The sequence below is a fragment of the Methylocystis sp. JR02 genome (assembly GCF_030063565.1).
GTDB classification, from domain to species: Bacteria; Pseudomonadota; Alphaproteobacteria; order Rhizobiales; family Beijerinckiaceae; genus Methylocystis; species Methylocystis iwaonis.
This window is the reverse complement of the sequence record NZ_JASIRC010000001.1, coordinates 981296-1002964: the sequence shown is the minus strand read 5'-3', so window position 1 is coordinate 1002964 and position 21669 is coordinate 981296. Positions and strand designations below refer to the sequence as shown.

18 protein-coding genes, 1 pseudogene and 1 riboswitch are annotated in these 21669 nt (G+C 62.7%); of the genes and pseudogenes, 9 read left to right on the top strand and 10 right to left on the bottom strand.

Annotation, left to right across the window (positions count from 1 at the left end; translation table 11 throughout):
* The first annotated feature begins 26 nt into the window (after nt 1-26).
* Nucleotides 27-356 (top strand): hypothetical protein, encoded by a 330-nt coding sequence (locus tag QNA11_RS04700; RefSeq protein ID WP_283482143.1) that lies wholly within the window; start codon nt 27-29, stop codon nt 354-356.
* Between the two features lie 415 nt (nt 357-771).
* Here the strand turns inward: QNA11_RS04700 and QNA11_RS04695 are convergent, their stop codons facing one another.
* The 3 genes from QNA11_RS04695 to mog form a co-directional block, all read right to left on the bottom strand.
* Entirely contained in the window at nt 772-1401 is a 630-nt protein-coding gene (locus QNA11_RS04695) for a 2,3-bisphosphoglycerate-dependent phosphoglycerate mutase (protein ID WP_202071777.1), read from the bottom strand.
* A gap of 16 nt (nt 1402-1417) precedes the next feature.
* Nucleotides 1418-2233 (bottom strand): 4-hydroxy-tetrahydrodipicolinate reductase, encoded by an 816-nt coding sequence (gene dapB, locus QNA11_RS04690; RefSeq protein ID WP_283482142.1) that lies wholly within the window; start codon nt 2231-2233, stop codon nt 1418-1420.
* Nucleotides 2234-2382: 149 nt separating this feature from the next.
* A complete protein-coding gene (gene mog / locus QNA11_RS04685; RefSeq protein WP_283482141.1) occupies nt 2383-2925 on the bottom strand; it encodes a molybdopterin adenylyltransferase in 543 nt (180 codons plus the stop codon).
* Between the two features lie 345 nt (nt 2926-3270).
* Here mog and QNA11_RS20600 point away from each other — a divergent pair, with 345 nt between their 5' ends.
* Nucleotides 3271-3771 carry a septal ring lytic transglycosylase RlpA family protein gene (locus QNA11_RS20600; protein ID WP_349362179.1) on the top strand — a complete coding sequence of 167 codons (501 nt, stop codon included), beginning with the start codon at nt 3271-3273 and terminating at the stop codon, nt 3769-3771.
* Nucleotides 3772-3957: 186 nt separating this feature from the next.
* Here the strand turns inward: QNA11_RS20600 and QNA11_RS20715 are convergent, their stop codons facing one another.
* Complete coding sequence (locus tag QNA11_RS20715; protein ID WP_502867513.1) at nt 3958-4275, bottom strand: AAA family ATPase; 318 nt, start codon at nt 4273-4275, stop codon at nt 3958-3960.
* 318 nt (nt 4276-4593) lie between these two features.
* Entirely contained in the window at nt 4594-6555 is a 1962-nt protein-coding gene (locus tag QNA11_RS04675; protein ID WP_283482140.1) for a putative bifunctional diguanylate cyclase/phosphodiesterase, read from the bottom strand.
* Between the two features lie 301 nt (nt 6556-6856).
* Here QNA11_RS04675 and QNA11_RS04670 point away from each other — a divergent pair, with 301 nt between their 5' ends.
* A complete protein-coding gene (locus QNA11_RS04670) occupies nt 6857-8572 on the top strand; it encodes a fibronectin type III domain-containing protein (RefSeq protein ID WP_283482139.1) in 1716 nt (571 codons plus the stop codon).
* A gap of 198 nt (nt 8573-8770) precedes the next feature.
* Here the strand turns inward: QNA11_RS04670 and QNA11_RS04665 are convergent, their stop codons facing one another.
* Together QNA11_RS04665 and thiC are read right to left on the bottom strand one after the other, a co-directional pair.
* Complete coding sequence (locus tag QNA11_RS04665) at nt 8771-9805, bottom strand: 3'-5' exonuclease (RefSeq protein WP_283482138.1); 1035 nt, start codon at nt 9803-9805, stop codon at nt 8771-8773.
* 308 nt (nt 9806-10113) lie between these two features.
* The gene (gene thiC, locus QNA11_RS04660; RefSeq protein ID WP_283482137.1) at nt 10114-11940 is read right to left on the bottom strand and encodes a phosphomethylpyrimidine synthase ThiC; all 1827 of its coding nucleotides are present in this window, start codon (nt 11938-11940) and stop codon (nt 10114-10116) included.
* A gap of 86 nt (nt 11941-12026) precedes the next feature.
* Nucleotides 12027-12120, bottom strand: a riboswitch (TPP riboswitch).
* A gap of 208 nt (nt 12121-12328) precedes the next feature.
* On the opposite strand from thiC, the gene QNA11_RS04655 reads away from it, so the two are divergent.
* The 5 genes from QNA11_RS04655 to QNA11_RS04635 all read left to right on the top strand — a co-directional run bounded on the left by QNA11_RS04655 (nt 12329) and on the right by QNA11_RS04635 (nt 18461).
* A complete protein-coding gene (locus QNA11_RS04655; RefSeq protein WP_283482136.1) occupies nt 12329-12664 on the top strand; it encodes a hypothetical protein in 336 nt (111 codons plus the stop codon).
* A gap of 847 nt (nt 12665-13511) precedes the next feature.
* Nucleotides 13512-15989, top strand: a complete 2478-nt coding sequence (locus tag QNA11_RS04650) for a cation-translocating P-type ATPase (RefSeq protein ID WP_283482135.1) — start codon at nt 13512-13514, stop codon at nt 15987-15989.
* 247 nt (nt 15990-16236) lie between these two features.
* Entirely contained in the window at nt 16237-16737 is a 501-nt protein-coding gene (gene dsrE2, locus QNA11_RS04645) for a sulfur carrier protein DsrE2 (RefSeq protein WP_283482134.1), read from the top strand.
* Between the two features lie 9 nt (nt 16738-16746).
* Entirely contained in the window at nt 16747-16974 is a 228-nt protein-coding gene (locus QNA11_RS04640; protein WP_283482133.1) for a sulfurtransferase TusA family protein, read from the top strand.
* A 152-nt stretch (nt 16975-17126) separates the two neighbouring features.
* The gene (locus QNA11_RS04635; protein WP_283482132.1) at nt 17127-18461 is read left to right on the top strand and encodes an OmpP1/FadL family transporter; all 1335 of its coding nucleotides are present in this window, start codon (nt 17127-17129) and stop codon (nt 18459-18461) included.
* A gap of 312 nt (nt 18462-18773) precedes the next feature.
* On the opposite strand, the gene QNA11_RS04630 is transcribed toward QNA11_RS04635, so the two are convergent.
* The 3 genes from QNA11_RS04630 to QNA11_RS04620 form a co-directional block, all read right to left on the bottom strand.
* A complete protein-coding gene (locus QNA11_RS04630; RefSeq protein WP_283482131.1) occupies nt 18774-19892 on the bottom strand; it encodes an Mrp/NBP35 family ATP-binding protein in 1119 nt (372 codons plus the stop codon).
* A gap of 76 nt (nt 19893-19968) precedes the next feature.
* Entirely contained in the window at nt 19969-20181 is a 213-nt protein-coding gene (locus QNA11_RS04625; RefSeq protein WP_283482130.1) for a GDCCVxC domain-containing (seleno)protein, read from the bottom strand.
* On the bottom strand, nt 20178-21122 hold the full coding sequence (locus tag QNA11_RS04620; protein ID WP_283482129.1) for a 2-oxo acid dehydrogenase subunit E2: 945 nt from the start codon (nt 21120-21122) through the stop codon (nt 20178-20180). Before QNA11_RS04620 ends, QNA11_RS04625 begins: the two co-directional genes overlap by 4 nt.
* A gap of 14 nt (nt 21123-21136) precedes the next feature.
* Here QNA11_RS04620 and QNA11_RS20710 point away from each other — a divergent pair.
* A pseudogene (locus tag QNA11_RS20710) lies at nt 21137-21653 on the top strand (DUF29 domain-containing protein).
* Nucleotides 21654-21669: the final 16 nt, after the last annotated feature.

Here is a 21669-nt window from a genome sequence, read left to right as displayed (position 1 = left end):
GAATATGCATCAGAAGGAAAGGCGTTATGGCGAGGACCACCAAACCAACGAAAAAAACGGGCGCAATCAAAAAACGGACGCCCGCGAAGAAGACACGAAAAACCGCCACGAACAAGAGCGCGACGAAAGCGCGGGCTCTCGCCAACGCCCTCGTGGCGCATGCTTCCAAGCCGCTGACCTCCTTCAAGCGTCCGTCGACATGGTATTTCCCCTCGCCCAATGCCAACACTGTCATCGCCTGTGATTGGAACGCCGCCGAGAATCGATACAACCTCAACTGCCGTGAAATTCCGATCACCGACGTGCCGCGCCATGTGGCCGAGGCCATCGTCATCGAGGGGCACAGCTTCGGATAATGCTTGCTCGAGCAAACCGCCGCGACGCGGCGGCGCTCATGCCCCCCGTCATACTATTTCCGATTGAGCTGCTCGCATTGGGGAATGTCATTCCCGGCGGGCTGAAAGCCCGACCGGGAATCCAGAGCCGCAAAAGCGCTGATGCAGCTCTGGATTCCCGATCGCTCGCTGCGCGTGCGTCGGGAATGACACGAGATCCGCTTGATTGGTTCGGCGCCATTCCCGACGCTCGCGCCGTTTAGACACAGAGGAAATCACCGCCGTCATTGCGAGGAGGCGGAGCCGACGAAGCAATCCAGGGCCGCATCGCTGCCCTGGATTGCTTCGCTTCGCTCGCAATGACGGGCTCTGGGCAAAACCAGCGCTTGAGCGGATCTCGTATCAGCCTGACGTTTTATTGCCGGATTCGTGGCAACTATCGGTGCTCCAGCACCGTCTTCGACGCCACGGTCGAATCCGCGTTGAGCTTGTAGACGATCGGCACGCCGGTCGCGAGTTCCAGCGTCGTCACGCTTTCGGGCGTCATCTGCTCCAGCACCATGCAGAGCGCGCGCAGCGAATTGCCATGCGCCGCGACCAGAACGCGCTCGCCGCGCATCACCGGCGGCAAAATACGCTGAACGTAAAAGGGCACGACGCGGGCGACCGTATCCTTCAGACTCTCGCCGCCGGGCGGGGGCACGTCATAGGAACGCCGCCACAGGCGCACCTGCTCCTCGCCCCATTTCTCGCGCGCTTCATCCTTGTTGAGCCCGGAGAGATCGCCGTAATGGCGCTCGTTCAGCGCGCGATCTTTGACCGTCGGCACATTGGACTGACCCAGCTCCTCGAAGATGAGCTGCAGCGTATGTTGCGCGCGCAGCAGCGCCGAGGTGAAGCCGGCGCTGAACAGCAGATCGAGTTTCCTCAATTCACGCCCGGCGCGACGCGCCTCCTCGACGCCGAGCGGCGTGAGGTCGGGATTTTTCCAGCCGGTGAACAGATTTTTGGCGTTCCATTCGCTCTGACCGTGCCGGACGAGGACAAGCGTGCGGTTCATGCTCATGTCGGTCTCGCAAATCTCACGCGCCGGAAAGGCCCAGCACATCAGCCATGGAATAGAGCCCGGGCGCCTTCGCCCGCGTCCAGAGCGCCGCCGCGATTGCGCCGCGCGCGAAAATGCCGCGATCCTCGGCGCGGTGGGAGAGCTCGATGCGCTCGCCCATGCCCGCGAAGATCACCGTATGCTCGCCGACGACCGAGCCGCCGCGCAGCGCGGCGAAGCCGATGTCGCCGGCCTTGCGCGGCCCGGTGAGCCCGTCGCGGCCGCGCGCGCTATGCTCGGCGAGATCAATCCCCCTGCCCTTTGCGACAGCCTCGCCCAGCAGCAGCGCCGTGCCCGAGGGGGCGTCCACCTTCATCTTGTGATGCATCTCGACAATCTCGGCGTCCCAGCCGGGCCCCAGCGCCTTGGCCGCCTTTTCGACGAGGACAGCCAGCAGGTTGACGCCGAGGCTCATATTGCCGGAGCGCACGACAACCGTCTCGCGGGCGGCTTCGGCGATCGTCGCGAGTTCTTCCGGGGCAAGGCCGGTCGTGCCAATGACATGGGCGACGCGCTTTTTGGCGCAAGCCTTGGCGACCGCCACCGTGGCGGCGGGAGCTGAGAAGTCGATGACCGCATCGGCCTGCGAAAGCGCCGACTCTATGTCGCTCGTCACCGGCACGCCGTTGGGCGCCTGCCCGAAGGCGGCGCCGCTGTCGGCGCCGATTGCGGGCGACCCTTCGCGCTCCACAGCCGCGACGAGCCGCACGCCCAGCGTGTCGGGGATGGCCCGCGTCAGCATACAGCCCATACGGCCCGCCGGGCCTACCACGACCAGACGCAAATCGCTCATCTCTTCAAGCCCTCGCCTGCGGCATGCATCAAGACGCGCGAACCGGCGACTCGGGCCTTCTACGCGTATCTCCCTATACAGACCGGAGGGCCTCAAGAGAAGCCTTCCCATTGTCGCGGCGCCAGAGCGCTTACTGCCCGTACGGGTAGTTACTTCTTCGGCCGGAAGGCTTTCACCCGCGCCGGGTCCGTCTCGATATAGGCGGCGCCGATGAGGTCGAGGCAATAGGGCACGGCGGGCATAACCGCGTTCAGGCACAGCTCTATGGCCGCCGGTTTTCCGGGCAGGTTGACGACCAGGCATTTGCCGCGATGCGCCGCAAGCTGGCGCGAGAGAATGGCGGTCGGCGTCTGCGCGAGCGAGACCTGCCGCATCAGCTCGCCGAAACCCGGCAGCTCGCGCGGACAGGCGGCGAGCGTCGCCTCCGGCGTCAGATCGCGCGGGCTCGGGCCCGTGCCGCCGGTCGTGACCACGAGGTCGCAGCCGACGTTGTCGGCGAGGTCGATCAGCGTATCGCGCACGCTTTCGAACCCATCCGGGATCACCCGGCGCTCGATGCGGAAGGGCGTCGTCAGGACGGAGGTGAGATAGGCCTCGATCGCCGGCCCGCTCTCGTCCTTGTAGACGCCGGCGCTCGCGCGGTCGGAGGCGGTGACGACGCCGATAACGGCCGGGCGTTTGATGTCGGTCATGCGTTGAGTTCTCCCCCGAGCCTTTTGGCGCCTCGCCGCCCATTTGTCAGCCTGTCTTGATGGCAAGACATATGCGAGACGATATGGCTGGCCGCCGCCGAATACGCCAACATGAGCATCGTTTTATCGATAATCTAAAGACAGGCGTCGCGGCATGTTCTTAAATGAGGCGATTATGCGCCATGAATAGGCAGAAGTGTATCAGGACATTTTCGCCACATTCCGCCTCTAGACACCGCATCCTCACTTCCAACCATGCCTGATCGAAATGAGATGGGCGCATCTAATATGGATGCGCTCAAATCTTTATTTCGTGGAATGGCCTCACAAGGAGCTGAATACGGAATGAAGCGTGTTTCTGTTGTCGTAGCCGCGTTAGGTCTGATGAGTGTTCCCGCCGCCGCTCAGGATTTTGTTTCACAACTCTTCGGCGGTTCCGACGCTGCCTCGCAACAACAGCAGTCCATCCCATCGCGTCACCACGGCCGCCACGCCGCAAGCGACGACAACGTCTTCGGCTACGCCATGCCCGAGAACGCGCGCTCTTTCGTGGCCAACGCCTCCTATTATGGCGGCGGCCCGCGCAAATATGAGCCCAACAGCCACACGGCGAACGGCGAGCGCTTCAATCAATGGGGCCTGACCGCCGCCCATCGCACCCTTCCGCTTGGCACGCGGCTGCTCGTTTCGCATGGCGGCCGCTCGGTCGTCGTGCGGGTCAATGATCGCGGCCCGGCGGCCTGGACCGGCCGCAGCCTCGATCTCTCACGCGGCGCCGCCTCGCGGATCGGCCTCATTTCCGCCGGCACGGGCGCCGTGCATGTGCAGGTGCTCGGCCGCAGCTAAGACGCGTGAGCGGCGCCCGGCCTCGGAGGTCGGGCGCGGCTGCGGCGAGCCGCTCTTCTTCAGCGCGATTTTTTGCGTCATCGGGCCGTTCGGGTCGTGCGTCACGGCGGGCGTGGCAGACCGGTGAAAGGATATGGGTGATTTAAGCAACCAAATCGTCTGCCGTTTCAGCGCTCTAAGCTATGCTCAGTCAACCTCGCGACCGAACCGTCGCTGGTGAGACTGGATGCCGCCCCGCTGATCGATGCGATACATTTCTGAGAAACCCTCTTGAAACGTGGGCGCCTCAAGCAAGCCAAACACAGATTCGATTGCCTCGCGGGGGACGCGCTCATCTTCCTGTCGGCTCTCGTTTCTTGCCAGAGCAACGCTGAGGGGCGTGTCCACCCAGATTGCGATCACTGGAATGTTTCCACTCCTCGCGATTTGAATTGCACGCGCTCGGTGACGCGCCGCAGGCAGCGCCGCGTCGAATACGGCTGCCGGCTCTCGAATGATGCTCACTGAGGAAGCCTTGATCCAATTGGTTTTACCGCCTCCCTGAACACCAAATACGATGTAAAGGCTATCAATGGCCCTTTCGGACACTGCAGACGATAATGCCGAATAGCATTGCTCCCAGGCAGCCTTACTTCGCTCAGGAGTCCAGACTCGCGGCACGCCCAAAAAAGAGTCAGGATTTATATAGAGCACGTCTCATGTCCAACGCCGCCGATCAAAAGATTTGCTTTCATCTTCTCTGAAAGCCCGACAACGCAAGCAAAAATATTGAGTCAGCCGACTGTCTCGTGGGCGCCAAGTGTTTGATCCGGCTGCATCCGCTCAGGCGGCCACATCCCCTCTTCGTTCGGTCAGCCAATCTCTGATCGCGTCGATTGGTTTTGGTTCGCTGTACCGGAACCCTTGCAAGCACTGACAACCGGCCAGCCGCAACAAATCCGCTTGTTCTTCGGTCTCGACCCCCTCGGCCGTTACTGCCATGTCCAACCCATTCGCGATGTAGATCGCGCCGGCGACGAGCACGCCGGCTTTTTTGTCGGTCGCGACCCGACCGGCGAGGGACTTGTCGATCTTGATCCTGTCGAACCCATATCGTTGCAAATAGGCGATGCTCGTATAACCGACGCCGAAGTCGTCCAGAGCGATCGAAACGCCCATGCCTTTGAGCGACGCGATCACAGCCATCGCCCGCTCGGGATGATCGATCAGATAGCCCTCGGTCAGTTCGAACTCGAGGCGCTGCGCGGGAAACCCAGTCTCGGCGAGAACGGCGGCGATCTTCGCTTCGAAGTCCGGATCGCGGAATTGCGCCGGGGAAACATTGACGCTGAGATTTAGCCCCTTGGCCTCGAGAATATCCTGGCAGGCCCGCCGCAGAACGAAAAGCCCCAGCGGATTGATCAAGCCGCTCGCCTCGGCGACGCAGATGAATTGGTCGGGACCGATGGCGCCGGCCGGACGGCGCGGCCATCGCAACAGCGCCTCCACCGAGACGATGTCTTTCCCCTCGGCGTCGACGATCGGCTGATAGAAGACCTCGAATTGTCCGTCGATCAGTCCTTGCCGGATTTCTCCTTCGAGTTCCTGCTGTCTGTGACGTGCGGCGTCGAGCGCGGCGGAATAGACTCTTACGCCCGCTTTGCCATTTTCTTTGACGTCGTACATGGCCGCATCGGCCCGGCGAAATAATTCCCCGGCGTCACATGCGCCTTGCGCGGCGCAGGCGATGCCGACGCTGGCCCCGATTTGGATGGCGCGCTCTCTGATCCGGATCGGCTCAGTGAGATTCGCCACGACACGCGCTGCGAACATATCGGCCTGCGCCGCCGCGTCGCTCGCCGAAATCAGCGCCGCAAACTCGTCGCCGCCGAGGCGCGCCAGAACAGCGCCTTCAGGCAGCAAGCGCTGGAGTTCGCCTGCGACGATCTCGATCACCCTGTCGCCCGTTTCGTGGCCGTGGGCGTCGTTGACGTCTTTGAAGCCGTCCAGATCGACGAATATCACCGCAATCTGCGTATGCGCTTCCCCGCTCGCCCGATGCATCTCATCGAGTTGCGACATGAGCGCTCGGCGGTTCGGCAGCCCGCTCAACGCGTCGAGATTGGCCAGCCGAAGATTCTCTTCGCTGAGACGCTGTGTCTCTTCCTGCTTTTCGAGCAGGGAGCGGCGCGACGAGACCAGATTGGCGAAATCACGATTGTAGATCATCAGGATCACGATCATGCCAAGGGAAACGAGCGCAAGATTGATCGCCGCCGATCTGAACTGCCCTTCTTGGGCGAAGAAAAAATAGATGCTGAAGGGAGCGACGCCGAACAATGTGACGCTCAAAGCTGCGGACCGTAGATGCATCAGGCAGAAAGCGCCGCTGATCAGCGACAGGCCGAGGAAAAACACCAACTGGCCCTGGGCGTAAGCATCGCCATAAGGGAACAGCGCTATTCCCCACGCGATGAAGGCCAGAGCCGATATGAAAGCGAGCCTGTTGGTGCGTTGCATGTAGAGGACGACGACGTCGTCGGAGACGGGGGCGCGGCCGATGCGCCACCAAGCAACGCCGCGTCCGAGACCCGCCAGACACAAGGCAAGCGGCAAGTAAACGGAAATCCAGGGATGACCGAATTTGGCGAATGTAAACACGACAGCGGCCGTGTTGATCGACAGTATAATATAAAGCAGGGGGATTTGCTTGGCGAAAGCATGAAACTGCGCCCGCACAAGCTCCATATCATCGGTCGGCGCTTGAAAAAGCCGAACGAATTTGGCGGCAATTTCTCTTCCCAAGGCCTTCGATCCTTGTATCCAAGCCCGCGGGCCGGAGGCGCGCTGCGGCGCGAAAAGCCGAAGATTACGAAGAGCGCGTGCATAAGTCATTAACTGAAAAGGGTTTGAAGCTGCGCCGTTGGGGTCGGCGCGCGCCGCGAGCCGCCGCCTCGTTTATATTTACACCGTCGATTATTTCATAAAATTATTCGAATAATTTTATAGTATTTTTTCAGATATCTGGCACCAACGGATGTATACAAGCTAGGTCGTGGCGCTCGGAGAGCGTCAGATGTTCCTTCCTATTCCAATTGGTGCCAGAATGACCAACCAGCGTTTAAAGGCGCAACTGGTTACGACCGTCATCGGATGCTTGATCAGCCCGTCGACCTTCGCCGCCAATTCCTGTCCGGCTCCCTGGAGCGCGTCGACCACCTATGCCTCGCCGGGCAATCTCGTCAGCGAAAACGCGCTCGTCTATCGAAACAATTGGTGGACGCAAGGCGACGAGCCCGCCACCCATAACGGCGTCTATCCGGGCTCTGGCCAGCCGTGGACCAATGTCGGCGCCTGCGGCTCCTGCGTATCCGCGCCGCCGGCCCCCACTGGTCTGGCGGCCTCCGGGACGACGAGCGCCGCCACGACGCTGAGCTGGAGCGCCGTCACGGTCCCGTCCTGCGTCGTGACCGGCTACAAGGTTTACAAGAACGGGGCCCTGCTCGGGACCGTCACCGGCGCCAGCGTCGCCGTCTCCAATCTCTCGCCCGCTACGACATATAGCTTTGCGGTCGCGGCGGTGGACGCCGCCGGCGACTCGCCGCAATCGTCGCCGATCACTGTGACGACGCAAAGCGCCAGCAGCGGCGGCGGCGGCAGTACCGGCGGCTCCAGCCAAAGCTCGGGAACGATCAATTTCCATCTCTGGCTCGGCGTCGGCGCGGCGCAGGATTCCCTCACGCTGACGGGCGGCAATTTCGACGATCTGATCGCCTCGAACGTCATCGCCGGCGTGATGTATTCTCACCTCGTCAAGGAAGGCTTCCCCGGCGTTCAGTTCAACAACGACTATCTGATCGGCTCGATTTTCGCGCAGCTTTTGCAGGAGAATATCGAGACCCAGCTCTATACGTCGAGTTCCGATCTCATCGATCCGTCGCCGCTGCAACAGGCGGTGATGGGGGTCGGCCAAGGCGGGCCATATCAGATAAATAATTATGCAGCGGATATGGTCTCGGGCAGCTACAATCCGGACGGGCATTCGCTCATCAATTATGTCGCGATCCAGAAAAACATCGGCTTCACCATCGCCAACGCCGCGCAGCAGCACACGCTGTCGACGCCCGGATCCTTCAACAACAAATATTACGGGCCGATGTTGCCGGCCTTCTTCCACTACAACGACCTTGTCGCGCTGAACGTCACCGGAAAGGGCGCGGGCGGCTGGGTCACGCCGTGGGAGCCGGATTTCGACAATGCGCTGGTCAGATTCAAGACGCTGCCGAACAGCTTCCTCGAAGTGATCGCCAATGCGGCCTACAACCAGGGCTTTTACGGACCTTTGGTGTCCCGTTACAGCAAGCTCGGCGCGAGCGCGACGGCGGCCACGGTGGCCTCGGTCAATTCCTACGCCTCGGTCTGGGGCAGCACGGACACTTATGCGCAGTATCCGTATCAGGTGCATTATTACCTGGATCAGCTCTACGGGAACCCGATCCCCACGACGAGCCCCACCGCCGTCGTCACGCCGCAGAACCACGTCGTCATCAGCATGAGCGCGCTGGCGAATGTGTTTTCCAAGGTCGTCCAGACGCTCGACTATTCGAACGGAACGGCGCCCGCGCAAATGTTCACCGCCAATCAGGCCGCGGCGGCGTTCACGTCGAGCCTGACGAAGAACGCCGTATCGACGACAGCCTCGCTCGATTTGAGCAACGCCTCCTCGCGCGCGGTGATCTTCGCGGTGATCGACAATGCATTGTCGAATTTGGAGACGGCGGTCAGCATGAAGTTCAACGCCACGACCTTGTCGCAGCTTTGACTCGAACAGTTCGCGGAGGTTCTGTCATTCCCGGCGGGCGCAGCCCGACCGGGAATCGAGCCAAAATTGCAATGGTTGCTCTGGATTCCCGATCGCTCGCTTTGCGAGCGTCGGGAATGACAGTGTGGATCACGGCGGAGGCGAAAGGCGCAGGCGCACGCGTTTTGACCGTGCGCCTGAAATAAGATCAGCGGTTTCCTATGTTGCGACGAAGGCGACCGCAATCTGTCCGCCGAGATAATCCGCAATTTCTCTCAGACGCTCGATTTCTTCTTTGGCGATTTGCCCGTCCGCTCGAATACACCGCTCGATAGCGTCGCTTAGTCGCTGCCTCTTCGGTAGATCGGAGCGGATCGCGTCCAAAGCATTCCGGACGTCTCGCCATTCGCAGCCAAGGCGCGCAACGTCGAGGATCGCGATTTCAGGGAACTCGTCGATGACTTGGGCAGTATGGGCCGCCGACTCGGTTTCCATGAACGCGCGAGCCACCGACGCGATTTTCGCGTCCTCCAGGAAAGCGCTTCCGGCAATCCAGCGAAGCGCCAAAAGGCCCGGGTATACTTCCCGCCTCTGCAATGCCAGCAACTCAGCGAGCTTCTCGATCCGCGCGCGTTCAACATCTGGCGCGCGATCAGCTATCCCGTCCTTTGGTTTTCGAGGAACCTTTTTGAGATTGGAGGGCTTCTTGGTTGGAGACGCCAAGCCGTTCACGGACACGCCGTGTTGATGCAGAAAGACCTGCATGGCCCTGAATGCGTCGTCGAAAGCGGAGTGGCGGCGTCCCCTGCTCGGGACGCCGATCCGACCGCACACCGCATCGAGGCCCGCCGGACGCCCCCTGCGACGCTCAGCCTGCATCGTGCAATAGGTCTTTGCATCCGGCCACGTTTCTCTGGCGCTGGCCAGCTCCCGCGACAAGAATTTCAGGTCGAAGTCCGCGTTATGCGCGACCAACAGGTCGCAGCGAGAGATCATGGATTTGACGAGATGGGCATAAAGAGGAAACGGAGGCTGATGCCTCAAAGTCCAATCGTCATATCCGTGAACCTTGAGCGCCATCGGATGGCTTGGCACGCCAGGATCGAAAATCAGATGGGTCTCTTCGGTTTTCCAAGCTCCGCTCCCGAGGGTCGACGCATCGAGTGCGACTGCGCCGAAGGAAACGACCCTGTCATCATTGGAAAGACCTGTGGTTTCCACATCGACAAAAAGGATGTTCTTTGGAAGAGACAAAGGCGCCCCTCTGCAAAATTCAAAATAAGACGCATCCGTGGAAGTCGGACGCGGCCAAGGGCGAAATTATATCAAGTGAGCTGATGCGCCAACGCTATAGGCAAAGCGTCACGATCACAACAGGAACGCTTAGGAAATCTGCTTGATATGGTCCTTGTCATTCCCGACGCTCGCGAAGCGAGCGATCGTGAATCCAGAGCCGAAACAGTGCTCTTGCGGCTCTGGATTCCCGGTCGGGCCTTTGGCCCGCCGGGAATGACAAGTCCCGGCGCGCGCGGCTCGAGCGGAAACGACAGACCCCTGAGAACTCACCCCCGCACGTAAATCTGCGCGCCCTTCTCCATGAACTCCTCGGCCTTCTCAGCCAGTCCCTTCTCGCGCGCCTCGATCTCCTTCGCCTCCTCGCGCAGATCGCGCGTGATCTGCATGGAGCAGAATTTCGGGCCGCACATGGAGCAGAAATGCGCGAGCTTATGCGCCTCCTTGGGCATGGTTTCGTCGTGATATTGGCGCGCGGTGTCGGGATCGAGGCCGATCTCGAACTGGTCGTTCCAGCGGAAGTCGAAGCGGGCGCGGCTCATGGCGTCGTCGCGCTCGCGCGCCGCCGGATGGCCCTTGGCGAGGTCGGCGGCATGGGCGGCGATGCGGTAGGTTATAACGCCTGTCTTAACATCGTCGCGGTCCGGCAGGCCCAAATGCTCTTTAGGCGTTACGTAACACAGCATGGCCGTGCCGAACCAGCCGATCATCGCCGCGCCGATGCCGGACGTAATATGGTCGTAGCCAGGCGCGATGTCGGTGACGAGCGGCCCGAGCGTATAGAACGGCGCCTCGCCGCAGGCTTTTAGCTGCTTGTCCATATTGGCTTTGATCTTGTGCATCGGCACATGGCCGGGGCCCTCGATCATCACCTGACAGCCTTTGTCCCAGGCGATCTTGGTGAGCTCGCCGAGCGTCTCCAGCTCCGCGAATTGCGCGGCGTCATTGGCGTCGGCGTTGGAGCCGGGGCGCAATCCATCGCCGAGCGAGAAGGAGACGTCATATTTGCGCATGATGTCGCAAATCTCGTCGAAGCGCTCGTAGAGGAAGCTCTCCTTATGTTTGGAGAGGCACCAGCGCGCCATGATCGAGCCGCCGCGCGAAACGATGCCGGTGACGCGGTTCGCGGTCAACGGCACGAAAGCGAGACGCACGCCGGCGTGGATGGTGAAATAATCGACGCCCTGCTCGGCCTGCTCGATCAGCGTGTCCTTGAAGACCTCCCAATCGAGCTTCAGCGCGTCGCCGCCGACTTTCTCCAGCGCCTGATAGATCGGCACAGTGCCGATCGGCACGGAAGCGTTGCGGATGATCCAGTCGCGGATATTGTGGATGTTGCGGCCGGTGGAGAGGTCCATGACCGTGTCGGCGCCCCAGCGCGAGGCCCACACCATCTTCTCGACTTCCTCGGCGACCGAGGAGGTCACGGCGGAATTGCCGATATTGGCGTTGACCTTCACAAGGAAGTTGCGGCCGATGATAACCGGCTCCAGCTCCGGGTGATTGATGTTGGCCGGGATGATGGCGCGGCCGCGCGCGATTTCCGAGCGCACGAATTCGGGCGTGACGAATTCGGGAATGTCAGCGCCGAAGCTTTCGCCGTCGGCGATGCGTTCCCTGGCGGCGTCGAGCGCGCGTTCGCGGCAAAGGTTCTCGCGATGCGCGACATAGATCATCTCTTCCGTGACGATGCCGGCGCGGGCGAATTCGAGCTGGGTGACGGGCGCGACGCCGGCGGCGCGATAGAGCTTGCGCTCGGCGGGGCATGGCGGCACGAGGCGGTCGCCTTCGGCAAAGCCATTGTCCTCGGGCTTGACCGTGCGGCCCTCATAGGCCTCCAGCCCGGCGCGCGTCGCGAGCCAGGGCCGCGCCGCCGGGAGGCCAGCCGAAAGATCGGGCGTGAAATTCTCGCAGCCATAGGGGCCGGACGGATCATAGACCCGCAAGGGCGCCTCGCCGGACGATGGATCGAGCGCGATTTCGCGGTAGGGGACGCGAATGTCGGGGCGCCCTTCGGGCGAGGAATAGAGCTTGCGCGACTTGCCGATCGGGCCGGTGGTGACGCTGAGCGGCGTGCGTTTGTCGTGGATGTTCATCGTCGCGCTTCCTTCGATCGCGCTCCTTCAAAGGGAGCGGATGAGGGCCAGGCGGACGAAGAACGGAATCCGGATGAGGGGCGCGGCGCGCCCTGCCCTGGCATTCCCTCCGCCGGCATGACCCGGATCAGGTTCGACGGGTGCTTCTCAGCCGCGCAAGCGGCGCCCCTCGCCATCGGCGGAAAGCTAGCGCGTTGGAGTTTCGGGAGCAAGGCCGTCCGGCGCGTCGGCGCTTTCTCCATGCGTGGAACCGGCGTCCAAAACGCCTTTTCTCGGGGCGTGCGCCGGGCCTCTTATCTCGCCGCTGTCATAATTCCTTTTTCGAACTGTGCTTTGGACGGCCGAGCGACAAGCTCTAGAGTCCCACGCAAGAATGTCGAGCGCCCCCATGAAAAAGCTACAGCTACTGCTTCTCTTCACGCTTATTCCCGCCGTCGCTTACGCCAAGGACGACGCCGTCGAATGCTCCAAAAAGCACGATGGCTCCGTGAAATGTGAAGTCAAGAAGGACAAAGTGATCGTCGACGAGATCGTCGTGAACGGCGGCGGATGCACCATCCCGAATAACGATAAGGTCCTGCACCACCCCTATAAGGTTGGCGACAAGTTCACCGTGCCCGCGAAGAGCGACTCCCCCCTGCCCGGCTTCGACGATTGCAGCTACGTCCGCATTGTCACCATCAAGACTCACGACGGCAAGAAAAAGACCTTCGACGCGCTCTAAGCGCATTCGCGCGCTCCAGCTTTTGAATTTGCGCGCTTTCTCTGCGCTCGCACGATTCCGTGCGAGCGGAAAGCGCGCTAAGCGGCTTGCGAGGTCGTTTTCCCAGGGCGCTTGAAGACAAGCGCCGTGAGATGTGGCGGTAACGCCCCTCGTGCTTCGAGACGCCTGCTGCGCAGGCTCCTCAGCATGAGGGGCTTCTGCATCTGCGCCAAACACTTAGGCCTCATCCTGAGGAGCGAGCGACGCTCGCGTCTCGAAGGACGAGGCCGCCTCGGAAATTTGTCGACATACTGAGGGCGCTTGAAGACAAGCGCCCTTTTTCTTTGTTGGAGGCCGACCGCTTTTGCGGAACGCGCCTTAGTCGCCCTCTGGCGCCCCTGCTGTCGCGGCGCCTTCGAGGACTATGTTTCCGCTCGGATCATGCGGTTCCGCGTAAGGCAGCGCCGATCCCCATCTCGGCGCGATGACGACGTTAGGCGGAAACGGCGCGCAAAATCCGCTCACATATTGGCGATCACACCGGAAATGCGCGAAAGCTGAACCCGGGCTCCACAACGCGACAAGCAGAAACAAGGAAAGGATCGTCTTTAACATTTCCATCCTCCCAAAGGCGTCGCCCGCCTGACGAGCAGGCGCAGACATCATCGTTATAGTACTGTCATGAAAGGCTGGTAGGGGCAGATGGCGCTTTATCCATGAGGCCACCGCGGCGGCCGTTCGCGCGGCTTCGCGAATCTATGCGAGCGGAAAGCGCGCTAGGGTCTGGCCATCTTTTTCGGCCGGATGCTCTTCAATGGTAGCGCGATCCGGACTAGGTTGAGCCGGACCATCCTGCCCAGCCAGCGAAATGAAAACCCCTCTTTGTGGGCTCTCCTCACAGGACGCCGCGCAGCTCCTCGCCGAATACGGCCCCAATGCGCCGCCCGAGGCGCAGCCGGTCGGCATTCTGCAAATAGCGCTACGCACGCTGAAAGAGCCGATGTTCTTTCTGCTCGCGGCGGCGGCGACGCTTTATCTTTTCGTCGGCGATCTCGGCGAAGGGCTCTTTATGGTCGCGGGGGCGGGCGCGTCGATCATGCTCGTCGTTGTCCAGGAGCTGCGTAGCGAGCGCGCCCTTCAGGCCCTGCAGCGACTCGCAGAACCCACGGCGCATGTCATTCGCGACGGCGCGGAACGGCGAATCCCCGCGCGCGATCTCGTTCCCGGAGACATAATCCTCGTCGGCGAGGGACAGCGCGCGCCCGCCGACGCCATTGTCCTTGCCGGCGACGCGCTTGTCATCGACGAGTCGATCCTCACCGGCGAATCCGCGCCGGTCACGAAGACGCTTGCCGGCGACGGCGCGGCGCTCGCCTTCCCGGACCCCGGCGGCGATTACACGCCCTTCCTCTACGCCGGCTCGATGATCGTGCGCGGCTCCGGCGTCGCGCGGGTCGCGCGCACCGGCGCGCGCACGGCGGTCGGCGGCCTCGGGGCCTCGCTTGCGGCAATCAAAGGCGAGCCGAGCCCGTTGCAGAAACGCACCGGCGCGCTGGTGGCGCGGCTCGGCGCCTTCGCTTTGCTCTTCTGCGCGCTGGTGATCGTCGCTTACGGTCTCGTGCACGGCGACTGGTTCGAGGGGGCGATCGCCGGCATCACCCTCGCCATCGGCCTGCTGCCGGAAGAATTCCCCATGGTTCTGGCGATTTTTCTCGCCATCGGCGCCTTTCGGCTCGCCGGCCGCAATGTGCTCGTGCGCCGCTCATCCGTCACCGAAACCTTGGGCTCGACCTCGCTCCTTTGCGTCGACAAGACGGGCACCCTGACTGAAAACCGTATGGCTGTGGCGCGGCTCTATACCGGCGACGGCGTCGAGCCCGTTCCCGACGCGCCCGACGCCGAGCAGCACAGGCTGATCCAGGCGGCGCGGCGCGCGTCGAGCGTCAACCCGGTCGATCCGATGGATCGCGCCGTGCTCGCGATGGCCGACAGGCTGGAAATCCCCGCGGGCGGGACGGCGACCGAGAGCTTTCCGATTAAGCCGGAGCTGCTTGCTTTCATTCAATCCTGGCGAGTGGACGGCGGCGCTCTGAAAGCCGCCAAGGGCGCGCCCGAGGCGATCTTCCGGCTGGCCCGAACGAGCGAAGCGGAGCACGCGCGCTATGCGGCCGTCGTCGAGGAGATGGCGCGAGACGGATTGCGCGTGCTGGCGGTCGCCGAGACGCCGACCGTCGTCGACGGGCTCGAAGAAGCGCGTTACGCCGTGATCGGCCTCGTCGCGTTCGAAGACCCGATCCGCGACGACGTTCCCGAGGCGGTCGCCGCCGCGCGGCGCGCCGGCGTCTCGGTTGCGATGATCACCGGCGATTATCCGGCGACGGCGCTCGCCATCGCCAAAGCGGCGGGCATCGACATCAGCGGCGGCGTTCTCACCGGTGCGGAAATCGCGCAGATTCCGCCCGGGGACGTCGCTCAAAAAATCCGCGACGTGCGCGTCTTCGCCCGTGTGATGCCGGCCAATAAATTGGCGCTCGTCGAGGCGTTCAAGGCGGATGGCCATATTGTCGCGATGACCGGCGACGGCGTGAACGACGGGCCGGCGCTCGCGGCCGCGCATATCGGCATCGCCATGGGCCAACGCGGCTCGGACGTTGCGCGCGAAGCCGCCCATATCGTGCTGCTCGACGACCGCTTCGCCTCCATCGTCGCAGGCGTGGCGCTGGGGCGGCGCATTTCCGCCAATCTGCGCAAGGCGCTGACGTACGTCACCGCGATTCACATTCCGATCGCCGGCCTCGCGCTCGCGCCCATTTTGATGGGCCTGCCGCCCATGCTGCTTCCGGCGCATGTAGTGCTGATGGAATTGATCATCGATCCCACCTGCTCCCTCGCCTTCGAGGCCGAGCCCGCCGAAAGGGACGCCATGCTGAAGCCGCCGCGCCCGCAAAGCGAGCCGCTTTTCGGGACACGCGACCTGCTGCTCGGGGTCGCTCAGGGCCTGTCGGTGTTTCTCGCGGTGTTGAGCGTCTATATCTTCGCGAATGGGTTCGGGGTCGCCGAGCCCGAAGGCCGCGGGCTCGCCTTCGCGACGCTAATTATCGGCAATCTGACGCTGGCGCTTTCCGACGCCTTGCCCAAAGGCGTTTCGCCCTTTGCGCGCGAAAATCTGTTTTTCTGGGCGATCGCCGCAGCGGCGCTCTCGGTCGTCTCCGCCGGGCTCTACTTCCCGCCGCTCGCCGGGCTGTTGCGCTTCGACCCGCCCGACATGACGGCGCTCGGGCTCGCGGCGCTGCTCGCGATCAGCGCCGGCGGATGGTACGGCATGTGGCGCCGGCTGATTGGTTGATACGAGATCCGCTCGGTTGGTTCGGCGCCACTCCCGACGCTCGCGCCGTTTGGACACACAGGACTCACCGCCGTCATTGCGAGGAGGCGGAGCCGACGAAGCAATCCAGGGCCGCATCGCCGCCCTGGCTTGCTTCGCTCGCAAACGGGCGCCCGACATCCGCTGTTCGCGGGTGGTTTGCCTTTTTGTCCCGTCGGCTGGTATGGGCTTTGCCTCGCAGGCCGGGGGGCCAAGGAACGGACGCATCGTGACTCAAGAGACGGCCCAAAGCCGCAAATCGCTCACCATCATCGTCTCGAAAGGCACGCTGGACTGGGCCTATCCGCCCTTCATTCTCGCGACGACCGCGGCGGCGATGGACATGGACGTCACGCTCTTCTTCACCTTCTACGGCCTCGGCCTCCTCAAGAAGGAGCTCGATCTCGAAGTTTCCCCGCTCGGCAATCCGGCGATGAAAATGCCGGTCGCCGGCGCGCATCTCGGCATGCCAAATCTTCTTGCCGCGCTGCCGGGCGTCACCGCCGGCGCGACGGCGATGATGAAAAACATGATCGAGAAGAAGGGCGTCGCGAAAATAGACGAGCTGCGCGACATTGCGCTTGAGAGCGGCGTGAAGCTCGTCGCCTGCCAGATGACCATGGACCTCTTCGAGTTCAAGAAAGAGGACATGATCGAGGGCGTCTCCTTCGGCGGCGCAGCAACCTATCTCGAAGAGGCCGCCAAGGCCGACATCAACCTCTTTATCTGACGAATGACCATGACCGAGAAAACCGTAGACGCGCGTGGCCTGAACTGCCCCATGCCGATCCTGAAAACCAAGAAAGCCTTGGCCGAAATCCCGGTCGGCGGGCTCTTGGAAGTGCTCGCCACCGACTCCGGTTCGATGGCCGATTTCGAAGCCTTCGCGCGCCAGACTGGCGACGAGCTGGTGAGCGCGGAAAAGACCGCCGAGCATTATCGCTACGTCATCCGGCGGCGGCGCTGATCGCTATCTTGTTGCGCCTGCAAATTAATTCTGTGGCAAATACGTAACATTACCTAGTAATTTCATAACTGGAGCTCGAGCTGCCTGCCAGTAAATCCGCGACTCTGTTAGCTTGTTGCTGGATTGTTTCCGCCTAAGCTGGGCTCGCTCGCATGCACAAGACCGTCTCCCGCCTCGCCTTCGCCTTTTCCGCGCTTCTCCTCGCGGAGCCCGCCGCCTTCGCCGCCGACGGCTATTTCATGATCGGCTATGGCCCGCGCCAAAAGGCGCTCGCCGGCGCGGGAACCGCCGACCAGCGCGACGCCATGGCGATTTCCGCCAACCCCGCCGGCATCGTGGGTCTCGAGCGCCAGTTCCAGCTCGGCATGACGGTCATCAACGCCGAGCGCGGCTACTATACCGAAGGCGCGCCGCGCATCGTCGCTCCCGGCCGCGTCGAAAGCGGCCGACCCTGGTTCCCTGTGCCTAACGGCGGTTATGTGCAGCCGATCGACGCGGACTCGTCCTGGAGCATCGCGAGCTACGCGAACGGCGGCATTAATACGGCGTATAGCTCGGCCTATCGGCGCGCCCCGAACGGCGGCGTGTTCGGCGGCGGTTTCGCCGGCGTCGATCTGGAGCAGGCTTTCATGAGCGTCTCCTATGCGCGGCGCTTCCACACGCCGATCGGTCCGATCGCCATCGGCGTCGCGCCCACCGTGGCCGTGCAGATGCTCAATATTCAGGGCGCCAAGGTCTTTGCGCCCTATTCGTCGAACCCCTGGGAATTGTCGGACATGTCCTATGACTGGTCCTGGGGCGGGGGCCTGCGCGCAGGCCTGACCTGGGGGATCGCCGACAGGCTGCGTTTCGGCTTTGCCGCGTCGACGCCGATGTGGATGTCGCGCCTCGACAAATACTCCGGGCTTATCGGCGATCACGGACGTTTCGACGTTCCCGCCAGCATGCAGGCGGGCCTCGCCTATGATCTCTTGCCGAATTTGACGGTCATGGCGGACTGGCGCCACATCTTCTATTCGGCTGTCTCTTCGCTGGGGAATCCGTCATTCCCTATCACATTCCGGTCCATGGGCGATTCGAATGGGCCGGGCTTCTCCTGGAAGGATACCGACTCCGCGGCGGTCGGCGTGGAATGGCGCTATTCGCCGACGCTGACATTGCGGACCGGCTATCACTATAGCACGGGCGCCGTGCGCCCCCTCGCCGTGACGCTGAATGTGCTGGCGCCGATCCTCAACCGGCACCACGCCGCGGCCGGCGTCAATTACGCCCTCACCAAGAATTCATCCATCGATCTGGGCTTCGTCTACGCCTTCAAGAACTCGATCAGCGGGCCGGAGACGATCCCGCAGCTTCCGGGCATGCCTTTCGGCGCCGTCAATGCGGCGGCGAAGATCACGCCCTGGGTGCAGGCGTGGGAGTTGACGCTGGGCTACAACTATAAATGGGACGCGGGCGACAATTCGATTATCCCGACCCACTTCTGAAAAAGCCGGCAATACGAAAATCTGCATGATCTAACCGCCGTCATTGCGAGGAGGCGGAGCCGACAAAGCAATCCAGGGCCGCATCGCTGCCCTGGATTGCTTCGCTTCGCTCGCAATGACGGGCTCTGGGCAAAACCAGCGCTTTTGTGGCTCTGGATTCCCGGTCGGGCTTTCAGCCCGCCGCGAATGACAAACGCCAATCCGAGCGGTTCAAACAAGAATCCAGAGCCGGGTCGCGGCTCTGGATTGCTTCGCGCGCCTGCGAAGTCGGGTATACCCGACTTCGAAAACAAGCTCGCAATGACGGTGCGATCAGCCCACGACGATATTGGGCGCGGCGCGCTGCCTGGTGGTTTCGAGCAGCGTCTTCACCTTTGCGGCGAGGTTGAGATAGACGGCGGCCTGCGGGCTGTCGGGCTCGGCGCCGACCACCGGACGGCCGGCGTCCGACGTCTCGCGGATTTTCATGTCGAGCGGCGCCTCGCCCAGGAACGGCACGCCCATCTGCTCGGCGTCGTGGCGCGCGCCGCCATGTGAGAAGATTTCCGAGCGGCCGCCGCAATGCGGACAGAGGAAATAACTCATATTCTCGATGATCCCGAGGATCGGCGCCTCGACCTTCTGGAACATGGCCACCGCGCGGCGCGCATCGATCAGCGCCAGATCTTGCGGCGTCGAGACGATCACCGCGCCGGCGATCGGCGTCTGCTGCGCCATGGTGAGCTGCACGTCGCCGGTGCCCGGCGGCATGTCGACGACGAGCGCGTCGAGATCGCCCCAGGCCACCTCCCCCAGCAATTGCGACAGCGCCTGCGCCACCATCGGCCCGCGCCAGACCATGGGCGTGTTCTCCTCGACGAGGAAGCCCATCGACATGATCTTCACGCCATAGGCTTCGAGCGGCACGAGCTTGCCGTTCTCGACCTTGGGCTTGTCATGCAGGCCGAAGAGGCGCGGCGCCGAGGGGCCATAGATGTCGGCGTCGAGAAGGCCGACGCGCCAGCCCTGCGCCGCAAGACCGAGCGCGAGATTAGCCGAGGTCGTCGACTTGCCGACGCCGCCCTTGCCGGAGGCGACCACGACGACATAGCGGATTTTCTCCAAAGCCGGCGCGAGGCCTTTGCGCGCCTGCGGGGGCGGCGGCGCGGCGTGGGAGTGGTCGTGGTGATGGTCGTGGGCTTTCGCGGCGCCGGGGGCGCGCTCGGCGGTGAGCGTCACGACGGCCGCCTCGATGCCTGGCACCGCTTTGATCGCCTTCTCGGCGTTGGCGCGGGCGATCTCCCAGCCTTCGGGCTTTGCGGGATCGCCGGCGAGCGAGACAAAGGCTTTCGCGCCGGAAAGATTGATGCCGCTCACCGCCCGCGCCAGCGATATGCCGCCAGGCGCATAGAGGTTTTCCAGCGCTTCGAGAATATCCGCTTCCGTCGCCACGGGCCGCTCCTTGAGTGTTTAGAGAAAGTCTAAACAAGGATATGCCGATAAATGGCGCGCGCGTCCACGGCGATATTTAGCGCGAGCTGGAGCAGCAATGACGTTCCGCCTGAATTGGCGGGCAAGGAACGTCGCCATAGGAGCAAAAGACGCAGCAATCGCCCTCTTTCGGCGTGAGCCGGGCGCCGCAGGCGGCGCAATCATAGACGACGACACAGGCGTTTTCGGCCATAGTGAGCGTCTCAGCGTGTCCGCAGCGGGGACAGGTGAGCGTGGAGGCAAGCCTCACGCGAACAACCCCATCGGCTGCTCGATCAGCGTTTTGAAAGCCGCCAGCAGCTCCGCGCCCAGCGCCCCGTCCACTGCGCGATGGTCGCAGGAGAGCGTCACGCTCATGATGGTGGCGACCGTTGGCGCGCCATTCTTCACGACCATCCGCTGCTCGCCCTTGCCGACGGCCAGGATCGTCGATTGCGGCGGGTTGATCACCGCCGAGAAATTCTTGATCCCATACATGCCGAGGTTGGAGACGGCCGAGACCCCGCCCTCATATTCCTGCGGCTTCAATTTCCGCTCGCGGGCGCGGCCGGCGAGCTCGCGGACCTCGTCCGAAATCTCACGAACTGTTTTGGCCTGCGCGTTTCGGATGATCGGCGTGATGAGCCCGCCGGGAATGGCGACCGCAACGCCAATGTCGGAAGCCTTGTGCTTCAACATCGCCTCGGGCGTGAAGGTGACGTTCGCCTCGGGCACGCGCTGCAAAGCGAGCGCCAGCGCCTTCACAATATAGTCGTTGACCGAGGTCTTCCATTCCGGCGACCCATCGCCGCGCTTCGGCGCCGCCGCGTTGAACTCCTCGCGCAGGCGCAGGAGCGCGTCGATCTCGCAATCGACGTCGAGGTAGAAATGCGGGACGGTCTGGATCGACTCCGTAAGACGCCGGGCGATGGCCTTGCGCATGGAGTCATGGGGGACTTCCTCGTAGGAGTCGGCTGCATAGAACTTGCGGGTCGTCTCGAGCGAGGGCGCCTCGGAGAGGGAAATAGGTTCGGCCGCCGCCTTGCGCGCGCCGCCTGACAGCGCGCTTTTTACGTCGCGCTCGATGATGCGGCCATGCGGTCCGGAACCCGCTAGCGACGAGAGATCGAGTCCCGCTTCTTTCGCAAGACGGCGCGCCAGGGGCGAAGCGAAGATGCGAGGATGGGAGAGGTTCGGCGCCGCAATGTTCATGTCCGTCGATCCCCGTGGTGATTCCTTTGTGCAGACCATCTACGCTACTATGTTATATCCTTGAGCCGTTAACGTCACCGCGAGGAAAGAGGCGCGTGTCGAACGCCCAACTTCATGACGATGATTTCTACGCCTGGACCCACGAACAGGCGGAATTGCTACGCGCGGGCAAGTTTGCCGACGCCGATATCGAACATATTGCGCAAGAGATTGAAAGCATGGGCAAGACTGAAAAGCGCGAGCTCGTCAGCCGCCTCAGGGTGCTGATGCTTCATTTGCTGAAGTGGCGCTTCCAACCGATGAAGCGGACGGCAAGCTGGGAGGCGTCTATCAGGGTTCAGAATGGACCTGTCCGATCACCTCAGGGATAATCCGAGTCTCAAGCCGCTGGTCCCTGACGTGCTACAGAGAACCTTCAGAGGCGCGGTCATCGAGGCGGTTGCAGAAACTGGCCTGCCCCACGCGATGTTTCCGCACGAATGTCCCTGGACCTTTGACGAGATAATGGCCGAGGAGTTCTGGCCGGAGTAATTATTTGGCGAGCCTG

Coding starts and splice junctions, on each gene's coding strand:
- QNA11_RS04700 (WP_283482143.1), top strand. CDS start 27: ATGGCGAGGACCACCAAACCAACGAAAAAAACGGGCGCAATCAAAAAA.
- QNA11_RS04695 (WP_202071777.1), bottom strand. CDS start 1,401: ATGAGCATGAACCGCACGCTTGTCCTCGTCCGGCACGGTCAGAGCGAA.
- dapB (WP_283482142.1), bottom strand. CDS start 2,233: ATGAGCGATTTGCGTCTGGTCGTGGTAGGCCCGGCGGGCCGTATGGGC.
- mog (WP_283482141.1), bottom strand. CDS start 2,925: ATGACCGACATCAAACGCCCGGCCGTTATCGGCGTCGTCACCGCCTCC.
- QNA11_RS20600 (WP_349362179.1), top strand. CDS start 3,271: ATGAAGCGTGTTTCTGTTGTCGTAGCCGCGTTAGGTCTGATGAGTGTT.
- QNA11_RS04670 (WP_283482139.1), top strand. CDS start 6,857: ATGACCAACCAGCGTTTAAAGGCGCAACTGGTTACGACCGTCATCGGA.
- thiC (WP_283482137.1), bottom strand. CDS start 11,940: ATGAACATCCACGACAAACGCACGCCGCTCAGCGTCACCACCGGCCCG.
- QNA11_RS04655 (WP_283482136.1), top strand. CDS start 12,329: ATGAAAAAGCTACAGCTACTGCTTCTCTTCACGCTTATTCCCGCCGTC.
- QNA11_RS04650 (WP_283482135.1), top strand. CDS start 13,512: ATGAAAACCCCTCTTTGTGGGCTCTCCTCACAGGACGCCGCGCAGCTC.
- QNA11_RS04640 (WP_283482133.1), top strand. CDS start 16,747: ATGACCGAGAAAACCGTAGACGCGCGTGGCCTGAACTGCCCCATGCCG.
- QNA11_RS04635 (WP_283482132.1), top strand. CDS start 17,127: ATGCACAAGACCGTCTCCCGCCTCGCCTTCGCCTTTTCCGCGCTTCTC.
- QNA11_RS04620 (WP_283482129.1), bottom strand. CDS start 21,122: ATGAACATTGCGGCGCCGAACCTCTCCCATCCTCGCATCTTCGCTTCG.